The sequence below is a fragment of the Kitasatospora sp. NPDC036934 genome, assembly GCF_055608425.1.
This window is the reverse complement of sequence record NZ_JBVJQR010000009.1, coordinates 252,015-267,452: the sequence shown is the minus strand read 5'-3', so window position 1 is coordinate 267,452 and position 15,438 is coordinate 252,015. Positions and strand designations below refer to the sequence as shown.

Here is a 15,438-nt window from a genome sequence, read left to right as displayed (position 1 = left end):
CCGCACATGTGCTCTGGCAGTTCGAGGATAGTGCGAGCCCGCCGGCCGGAATGCCGGCGGCCCGGCTCGCGCACGCCTGCCCGCGGCCTTACTCAGTGCTCCCGGAGGAGGATTCGAACCCCCATAAGCTGGACCAAAACCAGCTGTCCTGCCCTTAGACGATCCGGGACCGGAGCTCCCGCCGCCGGAGGGCCGGCGGCGCGCTGGGCCAAGACTACGGGGTAGCGCGCTTCACATCTACCACCTGTGCCGACCGCCCCGGCCGCCGGATCCCTTGACCGGTGCGGCCCCGGGTTCATCCATCCAGTCGGGTGAATTCACTCAAGCGCCGCGCGGCGGTGTGTTCCGGCGGACACGGAGCGCAACCTACGATGCCGTAGGTTACGCCAACGTAGGCTCCGCTCTGTCCCGATTCGGGACGCCGCGAAGGGACGCCCATGACCATCCAGGCCGGCGAGGCGCGCGCGGGGTCCGCCGCGCACCCCGACCCCTCCTCCGATCCCTCCGCCGACGCCGCGACCCGGCTGTCCGCCACCCGCGGCGGGGAGAAGCAGGGTCTCGCCGAGCGGATCGCGCTCGCCCTGTTCATCCTCCTGCCGTTCACCGCGCTGGTCGCCGCCGTACCGGTGGCCTGGGGGTGGGGACTGGGGTGGACGGACGTGGCGGTCACCGTCGCCATGTACTTCCTCACCTGTCACGGCATCACCGTCGGCTACCACCGCTACTTCACCCACGGCGCCTTCAAGGCCTCCCGTCCGATGCGGCTGGCGCTGGCCGTCGTCGGCAGCCTCGCCGTCGAGGGCCCGCTGGTGCGCTGGGTGGCCGACCATCGCAAGCACCACCGGTTCAGCGACAAGGACGGCGACCCGCACTCGCCCTGGCGCTACGGGGAGAGCGTCCCGGCGCTGATCAAGGGCCTGTGGTGGGCCCACATGGGCTGGATGTTCGACGAGGAGCAGACCCCCCAGCTCAAGTACGCCCCGGACCTGATCGGCGACCCGGCGATGCGGCGGATCTCCCGGCTGTTCTGGCTCTGGACCACCATCTCGCTGCTGCTGCCCGCGCTGGTCGGCGGCCTGGTGAGCCTCTCCTGGGAGGGCGCGCTGTCCGCCTTCTTCTGGGGCTCGCTGGTCCGGGTCGCGCTGCTGCACCACGTCACCTGGTCGATCAACTCGATCTGCCACGCCGTCGGCCGGCGCCCGTTCCGCTCCCGGGACCGCTCCGGCAACGTCTGGTGGCTCGCGGTGCTCTCCTGCGGCGAGTCCTGGCACAACCTGCACCACGCCGACCCGACCGCGGCCCGGCACGGGGTGCTGCGCGGGCAGATCGACTCCTCGGCCCGGCTGATCCGCTGGTTCGAGCTGGCCGGCTGGGTCCGGGACGTCCGCTGGCCGGACGCGGAGCGGATCGCCGCCCGCCGCGCCGCATGAGGCGGCGCTTCCAGCATGATGTAGGGGTGAACGGGAGCAGCGCAGACAGCACAGGCGGTCACCACAGCACGCGGACGGACGCGGCGCCCGGAACGGCGCCGGCCCGTCCGCGGGCCGCTGCGGCGCCGGGCGCGGCCCCCGCCGGCGGTGCCCCCCACGGCGCGGCCGGCCAGGCCGCCGACGGGTCCGCGACCGCAGCGGCCCCGCGCCGCCGGGGCGGCCGGGTCCGGATGACCGGCAAGCAGCGCCGGGAGCAGCTGCTGGAGATCGGCCGGACGGTCTTCGCCGAGCGCGGCTACGACGGCACCTCGGTGGAGGAGATCGCCGAGCGCGCCGGGGTGTCCAAGCCCGTGGTGTACGAGCACTTCGGGGGCAAGGAGGGGCTGTACGCGGTGGTGGTGGACCGCGAGATGCAGCTGCTGCTGGACATGGTGACCGGGGCGCTCACCGGCGGGCACTCGCGCGAGCTGCTGGAGCAGGCCGCGTTCGCACTGATGGACTACATCGACACCTCGACGGACGGCTTCCGGATCCTGGTCCGGGACTCCCCGGTGGCCCAGTCGACCGGCACCTTCGCCTCGCTGATCAGCGACATCGCGACCCAGGTCGAGGACATCCTGGGCCTGGAGTTCAAGTCCCGGGGCTTCGACGCCCGGCTGGCCCCGATGTACTCCCAGATGCTGGTCGGCATGGTCGCGCTGACCGGCCAGTGGTGGCTGGAGGTCCGCAAGCCGGACAAGGCGACGGTGGCGGCGCACCTGGTGAACCTGGCCTGGCACGGCCTGGAGGGCCTGGAGCGGCACCCGAGGCTGGTCGGCGACCGCCTGGCCTGACCCCGCCGGGTGCCGCCCGGCCCGCTCACCGCTCGACCCCGACGGCCTACCGCTTGACCCCGACGGCGAAGATCCGCCGGAACGGGAAGACCGTCCCGTACGGCCCGGCCGGGTAGGCCTCGCGCAGCAGCCTCCCGTACTCGGCGAGGAAGGCGGCCCGCTCGGCCGGATCGGTGAGCCGGCCGAGGACGGGGCGCAGCGCGGTGCCCTTGACCCACTCCAGCACCGGGTCCGGACCGGGCAGCAGCGTGCTGTAGGTGGTCTCCCAGACGTCGACGGCGCAGCCGGCCCCGGCGAGGGCGTCCAGGTACCGCTCTGGCGGGTGGACACCACTGCGGACCGCCTCGGCGCCGAGGGCGTCGCGCCAGCGGGGGCTGCGGCGCAGGTCGGCGAGCAGGGTGTGGCTGGGGGCCTCGAAGTTGCCGGGCACCTGGAAGGCGACCACCCCGCCGGGCTCGAGGGCCTCCGCCCAGCGCGGCAGCACCGCGAGGTGCCCGTCCACCCACTGGAGGGTGGCGTTGGAGGCGATCAGGTCGGGCGCGACCGGGGCCGGGTCGTAGTGGCCGGCGTCGGCGAGCAGGTAGTCGGCGCTGGGCTCGCCCTCGGTGCGGGCGGTCTCCAGCATCGGGGCGGAGTTGTCGACGCCGGTGATCCGGGCCCGCGGCCAGCGTTCGCGCAGTACGGCGGTGGAGTTGCCGGGGCCGCAGCCGATGTCGAGGATCGTCGCGGCGGGTTCGTTCGGCAGGGCGGGGACGCGGGCGAGCAGGTCGCGCAGCGGGCGGGTGCGTTCGTCGGCGAAGCGCAGGTACTGCGCCGGGTCCCAGACGGGGCTGGTCATGGTTCACCTCGCAGGTATCTCGACATCAAGATATCTCCGGAAGCCTCGCTGGCATATTTCTCGATGTCAAGAGACTTCACATCGACACATCCACCGATACACTGATCGACATGGAGGACGAGGTCGACAGGCTGGTCGCAGCATGGCGCCGGGAGCGCCCCGACCTCGACGTGGAGCCGCTGGAGGTGCTCAGCCGGGTCAGCCGGCTCGCCCGCCACCTCGACCGCGCCCGCCGCACCGCCTTCGCCGAGCACGGCCTGGAACCCTGGGAGTTCGACGTCCTGACCGCCCTGCGGCGGGCCGGCTCCCCGTACCAGCTCTCCCCCGGGCAACTGCTCACCCAGACCCTGGTCACCTCCGGCACCATGACCAACCGGATCGACCGCCTCACCGGCAAGGGCCTGGTCAAGCGGCTGCCCGACCCCGACGACCGGCGCGGCGTGCTCGTCCGGCTCACCGACGACGGCCGCGACCGCGCCGACCAGGCCCTGGCCGGCCTGCTGGCGCACGAACGCGAACTACTGGCCCAGCTCAGCTCCGGCCAGCAGGGCGAACTCGCCGCCCTGCTGCGACTGCTGGTCGCCCCCTTCGACAACATCCCGGGCTGACACCGGACTCCGGCGGCTACGGCGCGGAGGCGATCGACGGCGGTACGGCCGGCTCCGCCGGACTGACCCCGGCCCGGCGGGCCACCGCGACGGCGGCCAGCGTGGAGTGCACCCCCAACTTCCCCAGCACGTTCTGCATGTGGGTGCGGACGGTGTGCGGCGACAGGTACAGCCGCTCCGCCACCGCCTGCCGGCCCAGACCCGCCACCATGCAGCGCAGGATCTGCTTCTCCCGCGGGGTCAGGGTGTCGACCAGCCGCTCGCTCTCGGTGCGGTCCCGCCGGGCGGTGGTGAGCTCCCGGATCACTCCGGTGAGCAGCGCGGGCGGCAGATGCGTCTCGTCCCGCAGCACCCCCCGCACCACCGCGAGCAGCCGGGCCAGCGAACTCTCCTTCGCCACCCAGCCGGTGGCGCCCGCGTGCAGCGCCCGGGCCGCGCGGTGCGGGTCGTCGGCGGTGGCCAGCACCACCGCGCGCAGCCCCGGGTGGGCCCGGCGGAGCCGGCCGAGCAGGGTGATGCCGTCCGGCGGCGGGGCGGCGGGGCGGAGCTGCTCGGCGCGCAGTTGGTCAGGGCGCAGTTGGTCAGGGCGCGGTTGGTCCGTACGCGACTGGTCCGCCGGTCGGGTGGCGAGCCCGGGCAGCGCGGGTGCGGCGCCCAGCCGGCGCGGCGGCGGCACCGCCGTGGCCTGGCGTCGGCGGGCCTCCTCTGCCGCGGGCCGCCCGCGCGGGGCCGCCCCGCCCACCTCGGTGCCCAGGTCGGCGTCGACCAGCACCACGCCGTAGGCCCGCCCCTCGGCGGCGGCCCGCTCCAGCGCCCGCTCGGCGGCGGCCGCGCTGCCGGCCGCGCCCACCTCCACGTCGGGCTCGGCGGCGAGGGCCGCGGCCAGCGCCTCGGCGAAGATCCGGTGGCCGTCGACCACCAGGACCCGGATCCGCCCCATCGTCACTACCCCCTGCTCAGAGCGCCCGAGCCCGGGAGGCGGGGACCGGTACGGCGTCCGCGTTCCGGACCCGCCGCTCCGCCCGCCCACCGGTGGCCGGTGAAGCCGAAAGGGCGCCGGCCCCCACCGGTACCGCGCTCAGCGTACGGGCCGGGAAACGCCCCCGTGGCGGTTCGGTGAAGTTTCGTCAGGAGGCTTGCGAGCGGCCGGACTTGTCCGGCCGGGCTACCCCGGGGGTGCCGTACGCGCCCCCGGGGCAGCCCGGCCGACCGGCTCGTCCGGGCAGGCGGCGGCTACTTCGCGCTCTTCTCCAGGGCGAACTTCCAGGCGTCGGCGACGATGTCGTCCAGGTTCGGGCGGCGCGGCGTCCAGCCCAGCTCCTGGTGGGCCCGCTCGGCGGAGGCCACCAGCACCGCCGGGTCGCCCGCCCGGCGGCCGACGACCTGCACCGGGATCTCCCGGCCGGTGACGCGCTTGACCGACTCGATCACCTCGCGGACCGAGAAGCCGCTGCCGTTGCCCAGGTTGCAGATCAGGTGCTCGCCCGGCTTGGCGGCGTCCAGCGCCAGCAGGTGCGCGTCGGCCAGGTCGGCGACGTGGATGTAGTCGCGGATGCAGGTGCCGTCCGGGGTCGGGTAGTCCTCACCGAACACCGCGATGTGCGGACGCTGCCCGAGCGCGGCCTGGAAGACCAGCGGGATCAGGTGCGACTCGGGGTCGTGGCGCTCGCCGTAGGCGCCGTACGCGCCGGCCACGTTGAAGTAGCGCAGCGAGACGGCGGCCAGGCCGTGGGCGACGGCCTCGCTGGTGATCATGTGGTCCATGGCGAGCTTGCTGGCGCCGTAGGTGTTGGTCGGCGAGGTCCGGGCGGTCTCGGCGATCGGCACGACCTCCGGCTCGCCGTACACGGCGGCGGTTGAGGAGAACACCAGCTTGCGCACGCCCGCCGTACGCATCGCGGTGATCAGCTCCAGCGAGCCGGCCACGTTGTTGCGCCAGTACTTCTCCGGGTCGACGACCGACTCGCCGACCTGCGAGGAGGCGGCGAAGTGCAGCACGCCGTCGAAGGAGCCGTCCAGCACCCGGCCGGCCTCCTGGATCCGGCCCTCGACGAACTCGGCACCCGCCGGGACGCCCTCGCGGAAGCCGGTGGAGAGGTCGTCCAGGACGGTCACCTGGTGACCCGCCTCCAGCAGGTGGGCGGCCACCACGCTGCCGACGTAGCCGGCGCCACCCGTGACCAGGTACTTACTCATGATGAGACCTCCAGCGGGCGATGGTCCGCCCGCTCGGCGGGGCCATCGACGGAATGCGTGCGTACGACTGGGGTCAATTGTCCCTGTCCGCCGGGGTGCTCGGGACCACCCGGGTGGTCGCCCGGGCGCATTCTCACCCACTCCTCAGGCGGTCCGGCCGGTTGTCCTCCGGCCGTTCTCCGGCTGCCCACAGGCCGTTCCGGGTCACCGTTCCGGGTGCCCACTGGCCGTTCCGGGTCACCGTTCCGGGTGCCCGTGCCGGGTCACTGTTCCGGGTGCCCGTTCCGGGGTCGCCGTGCCCAGCCGTCGCAGGTGGGCCGTGCTCAGCCGCCTCGGGCGGGCCGTGCTCAGCCGCCGGCCAGCCGCTCCAGCAGACCGGTGCGCGCGGCCACCGCGGCCGCCTCCAGCCTGGTCCGGGCGCCGAGCTTCATCAGCACCCGTTGGACGTGGGTCCGGGCGGTGCTCGCGGCGATCCGCATCCCGGCGGCGATCGCCGCGGTGTCCTCGCCGTCCGCGATCCGGGCCAGCACCTGCACCTCACGGCGGGTCAGCAGTCGCAGCAGCCGGACCGCCTCGTCGTCCGGTTCGGCCACCGGGCGCAGCAGTTGGTCGAAGGCTCCGCGCAGAACGTCCACCGTCACCGCGGCCTCGCCCGCCCGGGCCCGTCCGATCGCCCGCTCGACCACTTCGATCCGCTCGTCACTGGGCACGTAGCCCGCCGCCCCGGCCGCGAACGCACAGGCCACCCCCCGGAGTTCACCAACTGGCCCGAGCACGATCACGGCCACCTCGGGGCGCTCCCGGCGGATCCGGCGCAGCCCGTCGAAGGCCCCCGGCTCCCCCGGCGCGGCCACCCCCAGCAGGCACACCTCGGGCCGTCGCCCGGCCACCAGGTCGGCGGCGCCCCCGGCCGGCGAACCGACCGCGAGCACCCGGTGGCCGCGCAGCTGCAGCGCGGTGGCCAGCGCTTCGGCCAGCAGCCGGTGGTCGTCGACAACCACGAGTCGAACGCCCATGACGCCCTCCCGGTCGGGGTCCGGCTCGCGCCCGCACCCCTCGGGCGGGCGGCCGATGACGCACCATCACAACGCATTCCGTACCCGACCCGCTAGGCCACCGCGTATCGCCGGACGAGGTGCGGGAACGCGAAAGACCCCCGCCATGAGGCGGGGGTCTTTCAGTTGAGCCCCCATGCGGAATCGAACCGCAGACCTTCTCCTTACCATGGAGACGCTCTACCGACTGAGCTATAGGGGCTTGCCGGGTTTTCGTTTTCCCGGGCCGGTCGAACAAGGAAGACATTACACGGCCGTCGGCCCGGAAGGGAAATCGGCTCCGCTCCGCCCCTCGGGCACCCTCGGGCACCCCGCAGTCGCCCGCCCGCGCGCCTGCCAGGACCACCCGGACCACCCGGACCGGCGGGTCGCTAGCGGGGCGCCTCGGTGTGCGCCGCGTCGAACTCCTCGCGGGCCGCGAGCATCTGCGGAGCCCGCCGCTCCGTCCAGCGCCCGAGCGGCAGGACCAGCTCGGCCAGCTCCCGGCCCAGCGGCCGCAGGTCGTAGACCACTCGCGGCGGCGTCTCCGGGAAGACCGTGCGGAGCACCAGGCCGGCGCGCTCCAGGTTCCGCAGGGACTGGGTGAGCATCTTGCGGCTGACCCCGCCGACCCCGCGCTGGAGTTCGGAGAAGCGCTGGGGGCCGCAGGTGAAGAGGCTCATCAGGATCAGCAGGGACCACTTGTCGGTGAGCTCGGCGAACAGCTCACGACTGGGGCAGAGCTGGGCGAAGACGTCGCGCTCCTGCTCGTCGCCGCCCCGCTCGTCACTCTCCCACTCCCCGCAGCCCCGCTCTCCGCGGCCCCGCTCCCCGTGCCATCCGGCCCCGGTCCGGGCCGCTTCCTCCGTCGTCATACCGCCCAGGGTAGACCCACGGTCTCCGATCCACACCTGGTCTCCATTGGAGACCTGGTCTATATTGGAGACCGTTCGACGGTTCGGGCCGCACCGAGCCCCTCGGGGCCCGCTGCGTCCGCCCCGCCCGTCCCATCCGTTCCCCCTGTTCCTCCGCCCGCACAGGAGTGCCCGCATGACCGCCATCCGCCCGACCGTCGTCCTCGCCTACCACTCCGGCTACGGCCACACCGCCGTGCTCGCCGAGGCCGTCGCCCGGGGCGCCGCCGCCGCGGGCGCCGAGGTCACCCTGGTCTCCGTCGACACCATCACCGAGGAGCAGTGGGCCCAGCTGGACGCCGCCGACGCGATCGTCTTCGGCTCCCCCACCTACATGGGCACCGCCTCCGGCGCCTTCCACGTCTTCGCCGAGGCCACCAGCAAGCGCTGGTACACCGACGCCTGGAAGGACAAGCTCGCGGCCGGCTTCACCAACTCCGCCTCCAAGAGCGGCGACAAGGCCGGCACCCTCGGCTACTTCCAGACCCTCGCCGCCCAGCACGGCATGAACTGGGTCAACCTCGGTCTCAAGCCGGGCTGGAACGCCACCACCGCCTCCGAGAACGACCTCAACCGCCTCGGCTTCTCCAACGGTGCGGCCGCCTCCACCCCGGCCGACGCCGGCGTCGAGGCCGTCCACAAGGCCGACATCGCGACCGCCGAGCACCTGGGCGAGCGCGTCGCCCGGCACACCGCCGTCGTGCTGGCCGGCCGCGCCGCCCTGGCCGGCTGAACCACCCCCGCACGGCTACGCCGCCGGATCCGCCCCCAGCACGGGCGCCCGGCGGCGTCCGCCGTCCACCGCCGCCAACTCCGCACCCGTGGTGTCCGGCAGCAGCCACAGACAGCCCATCGCCACCGCGCCCAGCACCGCCAGGTACCAGCCGACCGGCTGCGCCGTCCCGTACGCCTCCGTCAGCCGGGTCGCCACCAGCGGCGTCGTCGCCCCGCCCACCACGCCGCCCAGGTTGTACGTCAACGCGGCACCCGTGTACCGCACCCGGGTCGGGAACAGCTCCGGCAGGAACGCCGCCACCGGGCCCATCAGACAGCCCAGCACCACCATCGCCCCGGCCAGCGCCAGGAACATCAACGGCCGGCGCACCGTCTCCAGCAGCGGGAACAGCACCAGCGACCACCCCGCCGCCAGCGCCGTCGCCCACCGCATCGTCCGCCGGCGGCCCCACCGGTCACTGCGCGAGGCGCTCAGCCACACCGTCACCGCCCCGCCCACCGCGCCGACCAGCAGCATCGACAGCACCAGCGTGCTCGCCACCCCCAGGCCGGAGGTCGCGTACGCCAGCGCGTAGGTGGTGGTCAGGTAGAACAGCGCGTACCCGACCGTGATCGCCCCACCGCCCGCCAGCACCGGCCGCCAGTGCTCGCGCAACACCTCCACCACCGGCGGTCGGTCACGACGCTCGTCCGCCCGGAACAACGGCGTCTCCGCCAGCCGCAGCCGCACGAACAGCCCCACCGCCACCAGCGCGAGCGAGGCCACGAACGGCACCCGCCAGCCCCACTCCCGGAACGACCGCTCGTCCAGCCCCAGTTGAAGCGCCAGGAACGCCCCGTTCGCCAACACGAACCCGCCCGACGGCCCCAACTGCAGGAACCCCCCGTACCGCCCGCGCCGCCCGGCCGGCGCGTTCTCCGCGATCAGCAGCGCCGCCCCGCCCCACTCCCCGCCCAACCCCACGCCCTGGCACACCCGCAACACCACCAACAGCGCCGGCGACCACCACCCCCACACCGCGAACCCCGGCAACAACCCCACCGCCGCCGTCGCCGACCCCATCAACAGCAACGACACCACCAGCGTGGCCTTCCGGCCCGCCCGGTCCCCGAAGTGCCCGAACACCACCGCCCCCAACGGCCGCGCCAGGAACGCCACCGCGTACACCGAGAACGCCGCCAGCAACGCCCCCACTCTGCCCAGCCCGGGAAAGAACACCGGCCCGAACACCAAGGCCGCCGCCGTCCCGTACAGGAAGAAGTCGTAGAACTCGATCGCCGTCCCGATCAACGCCGCAGCCGCCGCCCGCCGCAACTGCCCGACCCGCCCAGCACCCTCCGCATCCATACCACCCACCCTCGCCACCCCCGGGCCGCCCCCACCAGCCCCCACCCGAGTGACCCCGGCGCACACCCCCACCCCCACGCCCACCAAAAAGCCCGAGCGCCGCCCCACGGCGCCCGGGCCCATCCGGCCCAACCCGCCTACTGGGCATACGGGTTATCCCTCGGCGGCACCGGCGGCTGATTCGACGGCGGAGGCGGCAGAGTCGGCGCACCCATCGGCGGCACGGTCGCCTTCCGCCTCCGCACCACGGCGAACACCACCCCGGCCACCACGACCAGCCCGGCCACCACCCCACCCATGATCGGCAGCGCACTGCCCGAACCGGACGGCTCCTCCGCCTTCGGCTGCACGGTCGGAGCAGCGCCGGCCGCCGCTTCGGACGGGCTCTCGGTGGGAGTCGACGACGTCGGAACCGGCGAGGTGGGAACCGGCGAGGACGGCACGGCAGACGGCGTGACCGCATCAGCCGGGAGGGGAGACACATCCGCCGGACCGGGATCGCCGGGATCCGTCAGCGCGATCCGGGGCCGTACCGCGCCCCAACCCGCGTCATCCGTGCGGATGGTCCCGCCATTCGGCCTGCCTGCGGTGTTGATGAGCACCCGCAGAACCTGATTCGCCGACCAGTCCTTGTGAACCGCCCAGACCAGTGCTGCCGAAGCCGACACCAAGGCGGCCCCGTCGGACGTGCCATGGCTCTTGCAGTAACCGGTGGAGGCGGTACAAGCCGCGACGATGTCCTTACCGGGTGCCACAAGAGCAACTTGCGGCCCCCTCTCGGATTCCTCCGTCACGTTGCCATTTTGATCGAATGCCCCGACCCCCACGACATTCGGCAGTGCCCCCGGATATTCGACGGGGTTGCCCTTCTGTGCGGAGTTTCCAGCACTGGCAACCACGAGCACACCCTTCGCCCGCGCGTTCGCCAGAATCTGGTTGATCTTGGCCATGTCGCCAGGAGAAGCAGTGACTGCGGCCCTCCCCTGCGAGATGTTGATGACCTTGGCACCCTGGTCGACCGCATAGTTCACGGCCTGGCCGATCTGGCCAAGGAAGTCGGCCGAGATGACAGTTCCCTCAGACCCGTTGTTGATCTTCAACGGAAGGATCTTTGCCCCGGGCGCGAGACCGTAGGCTCCATTCCCTCCTCGGTTCTTGCCGATACCAGCAATGAGGCTGGCCATTCCCGTCCCGTGCCCTTCCGGGTCAGAACCCACTCCTCCCGAGCTGCCACTGAAATCCTTCCCCGGCAGGAACTGCCCCACCAGGTCCGGATGGTCCAGCTTGAACCCGCCGTCGATCACCGCAACGGTGATCCCCTCCCCCTTCGACACCTTCCACATCTCGGAGGCGTGCATCACATCCAGATGCCACTGATCCGCACGGATCGAGCCCCCCGCAACCGCCTGGCCCGCCGCACCCCCCACCACACACGCAGCCGCGACCCCCACGGCCACGATCCGCCGGGCCCACATCCAGCGGCTCCCCACCCGATCCCCCACCCTCACAACAGCTCGAACTACCTCGTGTACGGGTTGCCCCCCGGCGGAACCGACGGAGCCCCAGCACCCACCGGCTGCTGCGGAGGGACAGCTGCCCTCCGCCTCCGCACCACGGCGAACACCACCCCGGCCAACACCAGCAGACCGGCCACCACCCCACCGACGAGCGGCAGCGCACTACCCGCCCCGGACGACACCCCCGCCTTCGGCTGCGCCGTCGGCGCGCCGACCGCCACGTCGCTCGGGCTGTCGGCAGGACTCGGTGCAGACGACGCGGGAGCCGAAGAACTCGTGGGCATGGAGGGGCGCGCCGAGGGAACAGGATCCGCCACCGGAACCGGAGACACCTCCGCCGGACCGGGATCCCCCGGATCCGTCAGCGCAACCCGGGGACGCACACCTCCGTATCCGACATCGTTGTTGCGAGCGGACCCGTCAGTCGGTTTCCCTGCAGTGTTGATGAGAACTCGGAGAATCTGATTCGCGCTCCAGTCCTTGTGCACCGACCAAACCAACGCCGCCGCCGCAGACACCAAGGCGGCCGCGTCGGACGTCCCATGACTCTTGCAGTACCCGGTATCAGCAGTACAGGCCGCAATGATGTCCATGCCGGGCGCGGCAAGGATCACCTGCGGCCCCTGCTCGGATTCAGATGTTGCGACGGCATCGTGATCAAGAGCCCCGACGCCGACGACATTGGGCAGACCACCGGGATAGGAGACAGGGTTTCCCGACTGCGCCTCGTTCCCCACGCTCGCCACGACCAGAGACCCCTTCGCCCTCGCCTGGGCAATGATCTTCTTCAGCTTGTCGACGTCATCCGAAGCAAATCGGACTTCATCCAGGCCCTGCGAGATGTTGATGACCTTGGCCCCTTGGTCAACCGCATAATTAACGGCCTGACCGATCTGATCGAGGAAGTCGGTCGGCGAAATCGCCGAAGCCGAGCCATTGTTGATCTTCAGGGGAAGGATCTTGGCTTCTGGAGCCAGGCCGTACGCGCCTGTCCCTCCGACGCTCCTCCCGGTCCCAGCGATCAGACTCGACATCTCCGTACCGTGCCCGTCGGCATAGGACCCCACGCCACCGGAGCCACCGCTGAAATCCTTTCCTGGCAGGAACTGCCCCGCGAGATCGGGGTGATCCAGTTTGAATCCACCGTCAATGACCGCCACAGTGATTCCCTGCCCCTTGGAGACCTTCCACATCTCCGGCGCGTGCATGGCGTCCAGATGCCACTGCTTCTCACGGATCGATCCCTCTGCCGCCGCAGGCGCTGTCATCGGGCCGACTACGACTCCCACCGCCAGAAACGCCGCAATTGCAGCCCGGCAATGCGTTCGCGCGTCCATTCGCCCCATCCCAACTCCTCATCAGTCTCCCCGCAGACCGGGAAAGCACGTCCGAACAGGTCTGCCCGGCCGCTGAGCTGGCCCAGCGACCGGGCAGACTCGGCGCTCTACTCAATCACGTCCGGATTGCTGTGCGGCGTACCACTAGTCCAGGTCTCCTCGTCCTCGTGCAGGTAGTCCGCACGGTCGCGGCGGTCGCGCTCCTTCCGGCTGCCGTGACCGCCGGCACCCGGGGCCATCATGCCGTTCTGCCCGGACCGGGCACCGCCCTCGGCCGCTTCTGCCGCGGCCGCACGGTTGCGCAGGCCCGTACCACCCGGGGTGAACTCCCCGCCTGCGGAGGGCCCCTTGCGGCCGCCGACCGTACCGCCAGCGGTCGAGGTCAGGCCCCGGCCGCGCGAACCGCCGGTGCCGCCGACGACGCCGTGGCCGCCGCCCATGCCCGGGTGCATGCCGCCCATGGACGGTCCGCCGGCCCGGCCTCCGCCGGGCGCGCCCTCACGGCCGAAGACCGTTCCGCTCGGCAGGCCCGGGGTGCCGGACTTGCCGGGGATCGGGCTACCGCCGAAGGGGCCCGTGCGGAGCGGCACCGAGCCGCCCCCCTTGCCGGGGATGCTGCCGATGCCCCTAGTGGGAACGGGTCCGCCACCGGGCCCGCCCGGGAAGCCGGTGATCGGGCCGCCGCCGGGGAGTCCGGGCAGTCCTCCTCGGCCATCGGGCCCGCCCGGGTAGCCGGGGTTTCCGCCGGGGCCACTCGGCAGCCCGGGACCGCTGCCAGGACCGACCGGGGTGGTCTGGTCCGGCGGAGTCGGGATGCTGTCGAGGCCGGTGCCCGGACGGGTGACCGGGTCCGACGGGTGGGACGGCGGGACCGGGGTGCCCGGGTCCTGCGGCGGGGGCGGCAGCTGGCCTCCGCCGTACGGCGGTGTCGGGCCGGGGTGGGTCGGGTTGGACGGGTCCTGCCAGCCCGTTCCCGGATCGCGTTGCCGCATGGTGGCCCCGTCGTAGGAGCCCACGGACGGGTTGTAGCTTCCGCTAGTCCCGCTTCCCCCTGTACGAGGAGCGCGCAGGGAGCCACCGTAACCACCGGTGGTGCTCCCCTCGTCGCGGGAGATCGCGGTGGAATCGTTCTGGTTCGCCTCGGGCGTCCCCGGCAGCACCACGTTGTCGCCGAGCCCGGTCAGCGTGGTCGTCGCTGCGGCGTAAGCCTCACCCAGCTTCTCCATCTGCCGGATGGCTTCCTGGTGCGCGTCGTAGAGCTCCTTCGTTCCGGCCATCGCCTGGGTCTCGGAGACCCAGTTCGGGTTCTTGCGCTTCATGGCCGCATCGATGTCAGCCGTGGACGGGCCGTTCGGATACCAGCCGACCGTCTGCATCTGCCTGACCACCTCAGGATCAGGAGCCGCCTGCGTCTTCCGCCCGTTCACCCACTTGAGAGCGTCCGGTGGCACCGGCGGCATGGCAGCCTTGGCTGTGCTGAGTGCCTCACCGGCCTGATTCATGGCGTTGCCTGCGCCCACCGAATAAGCGCCGAGCTTCTCGGCGGACTGCTGCAGGTTCCCGGCCCACGTCTTGAAGTTCTCCGCAGCGTGGCCTTCCCAGGTGACCTTGGAGAGGTGCGATTTGAGTGCCTCGCTCAGCTCCTTCAGAACGCCGCCGGCCTGCTGCAGTTTCGCGGCGCGACTCAGAACCGTCTTGGGGTCGGTTCCGTTGACCATGTTCAGAAGTACTTCATGGTCCATGCCTTCGAACTTCGACTGGACTGCCACTATTTTCTCCCCGTTCCCCGTGAACCGTCTCCGTCGACCGCCGTCAGAAGCCCTTGGCGCCGGTCCGCTTCGACCCGGGTCCGCTCGTTCCCGTCAGACCCGCACTCTGAGCGACCGCGTTCTGATCGGCTGTCGCGTTGTCCTCGTTGGTCGAGTAGTTGTGCGCCGTGGACGTGACCGCGCTCTGCATCGCCTTGATCTGGGACGTGAAGTCCTTGTGCAGCTTGACGAGCTGGGTGTGGACCTTCTCGTAGGTCGAGGACAGCGCGACTGCTTCCACGAACTGATGGGCCTGGCCCCCGCTGACGAAGCTCTTCTGGGACACCTTCTGCGCCTCGAGCTGGTACGGCGCGGCCTCCGAGCCCTCCATCGCTGCAAGCAGAGCCTCGATCTTCTTGGCGAACTCTGTGAGGGTGTCGATCTCGACCTTGACGTCCTGCTTGCCGAAGGCCGCCACCAGATCGCCGGCGCTCACGTTCGTCTGCACGGTGCTGACGACAGGGGCGATCTTGACCCCATGCCCCCAAGGCAACGGGATCGTCGGCCCGTCCAGCATGAACGGCGTCGAGTCCGGCGAACCCGGCGGGTTCGTCCCCGCGGCCGGCGTACTCGGATCCGTCACAGCAATCCACCTCTCCCCCGTACGGCCGGCGCGCCCCGGGCGTCTCCCGGGGCCCGCCGTGCCACAACACACCGTCAACTTCTGCGTCTTACCGTCTTGGTCGGTCAGACCGCCCGCCCTGTGGGCGGTCCGCGCCCCTGTCATCGTAGCCACCGCCCCTGTCGGCCGGGCAGGGCCCTTGGGCGGCCCGGGCTCGATCGGTACGAACTTGACACGTACTGTCCGTGCCCCGGGCCGCTGGGTAGACTGCCCCGGTA

14 protein-coding genes and 2 tRNA genes are annotated in these 15,438 nt (G+C 72.0%); 4 read left to right on the top strand and 12 right to left on the bottom strand.

Annotated features, from left to right (window positions below; translation table 11 throughout):
• Window positions 1-98 precede the first annotated feature (98 nt).
• A tRNA-Gln gene (locus ACZ7BZ_RS16660) sits at window positions 99-169 on the bottom strand.
• 268 nt (window positions 170-437) lie between these two features.
• Between ACZ7BZ_RS16660 and ACZ7BZ_RS16655 the strand changes: the two genes are divergently transcribed.
• Window positions 438-1,430: an acyl-CoA desaturase gene (locus ACZ7BZ_RS16655; RefSeq protein ID WP_380457231.1), complete on the top strand. Its 993-nt coding sequence runs from the start codon at window positions 438-440 to the stop codon at window positions 1,428-1,430.
• A 230-nt stretch (window positions 1,431-1,660) separates the two neighbouring features.
• Window positions 1,661-2,263 carry a TetR/AcrR family transcriptional regulator gene (locus tag ACZ7BZ_RS16650; protein ID WP_380457256.1) on the top strand — a complete coding sequence of 201 codons (603 nt, stop codon included), beginning with the start codon at window positions 1,661-1,663 and terminating at the stop codon, window positions 2,261-2,263.
• Window positions 2,264-2,309: 46 nt separating this feature from the next.
• On the opposite strand, the gene ACZ7BZ_RS16645 is transcribed toward ACZ7BZ_RS16650, so the two are convergent.
• Window positions 2,310-3,101 (bottom strand): methyltransferase domain-containing protein, encoded by a 792-nt coding sequence (locus ACZ7BZ_RS16645; RefSeq protein ID WP_470358955.1) that lies wholly within the window; start codon window positions 3,099-3,101, stop codon window positions 2,310-2,312.
• A gap of 110 nt (window positions 3,102-3,211) precedes the next feature.
• Here ACZ7BZ_RS16645 and ACZ7BZ_RS16640 point away from each other — a divergent pair, with 110 nt between their 5' ends.
• On the top strand, window positions 3,212-3,709 hold the full coding sequence (locus ACZ7BZ_RS16640) for a MarR family winged helix-turn-helix transcriptional regulator (RefSeq protein WP_380411794.1): 498 nt from the start codon (window positions 3,212-3,214) through the stop codon (window positions 3,707-3,709).
• 16 nt (window positions 3,710-3,725) lie between these two features.
• Here ACZ7BZ_RS16640 and ACZ7BZ_RS16635 read toward each other — a convergent pair whose 3' ends face one another.
• From ACZ7BZ_RS16635 to ACZ7BZ_RS16615, 5 genes are all read right to left on the bottom strand, one after another.
• Window positions 3,726-4,649: a LuxR C-terminal-related transcriptional regulator gene (locus ACZ7BZ_RS16635; RefSeq protein WP_470358954.1), complete on the bottom strand. Its 924-nt coding sequence runs from the start codon at window positions 4,647-4,649 to the stop codon at window positions 3,726-3,728.
• 293 nt (window positions 4,650-4,942) lie between these two features.
• On the bottom strand, window positions 4,943-5,905 hold the full coding sequence (gene galE / locus ACZ7BZ_RS16630) for a UDP-glucose 4-epimerase GalE (RefSeq protein WP_380457226.1): 963 nt from the start codon (window positions 5,903-5,905) through the stop codon (window positions 4,943-4,945).
• A 347-nt stretch (window positions 5,906-6,252) separates the two neighbouring features.
• The gene (locus ACZ7BZ_RS16625; RefSeq protein ID WP_470358953.1) at window positions 6,253-6,921 is read right to left on the bottom strand and encodes a helix-turn-helix domain-containing protein; all 669 of its coding nucleotides are present in this window, start codon (window positions 6,919-6,921) and stop codon (window positions 6,253-6,255) included.
• A 168-nt stretch (window positions 6,922-7,089) separates the two neighbouring features.
• Window positions 7,090-7,162 (bottom strand) — tRNA-Thr (locus ACZ7BZ_RS16620).
• A gap of 169 nt (window positions 7,163-7,331) precedes the next feature.
• Window positions 7,332-7,814 (bottom strand): winged helix-turn-helix transcriptional regulator, encoded by a 483-nt coding sequence (locus ACZ7BZ_RS16615; protein WP_470358952.1) that lies wholly within the window; start codon window positions 7,812-7,814, stop codon window positions 7,332-7,334.
• Window positions 7,815-7,989: 175 nt separating this feature from the next.
• Here ACZ7BZ_RS16615 and ACZ7BZ_RS16610 point away from each other — a divergent pair, with 175 nt between their 5' ends.
• Complete coding sequence (locus ACZ7BZ_RS16610; RefSeq protein WP_470358951.1) at window positions 7,990-8,586, top strand: flavodoxin family protein; 597 nt, start codon at window positions 7,990-7,992, stop codon at window positions 8,584-8,586.
• Between the two features lie 15 nt (window positions 8,587-8,601).
• Here ACZ7BZ_RS16610 and ACZ7BZ_RS16605 read toward each other — a convergent pair whose 3' ends face one another.
• From ACZ7BZ_RS16605 to ACZ7BZ_RS16585, 5 genes are all read right to left on the bottom strand, one after another.
• On the bottom strand, window positions 8,602-9,936 hold the full coding sequence (locus ACZ7BZ_RS16605) for an MFS transporter (protein ID WP_470358950.1): 1,335 nt from the start codon (window positions 9,934-9,936) through the stop codon (window positions 8,602-8,604).
• Between the two features lie 137 nt (window positions 9,937-10,073).
• Window positions 10,074-11,411, bottom strand: a complete 1,338-nt coding sequence (gene mycP / locus ACZ7BZ_RS16600; RefSeq protein ID WP_470358949.1) for a type VII secretion-associated serine protease mycosin — start codon at window positions 11,409-11,411, stop codon at window positions 10,074-10,076.
• Window positions 11,412-11,455: 44 nt separating this feature from the next.
• A complete protein-coding gene (locus ACZ7BZ_RS16595) occupies window positions 11,456-12,799 on the bottom strand; it encodes a S8 family serine peptidase (RefSeq protein ID WP_470358948.1) in 1,344 nt (447 codons plus the stop codon).
• 98 nt (window positions 12,800-12,897) lie between these two features.
• A complete protein-coding gene (locus tag ACZ7BZ_RS16590; protein WP_470358947.1) occupies window positions 12,898-14,532 on the bottom strand; it encodes a WXG100 family type VII secretion target in 1,635 nt (544 codons plus the stop codon).
• Between the two features lie 70 nt (window positions 14,533-14,602).
• Window positions 14,603-15,181, bottom strand: coding sequence for a hypothetical protein (locus ACZ7BZ_RS16585; RefSeq protein WP_470358946.1), 579 nt, complete (start codon window positions 15,179-15,181; stop codon window positions 14,603-14,605).
• Window positions 15,182-15,438: the final 257 nt, after the last annotated feature.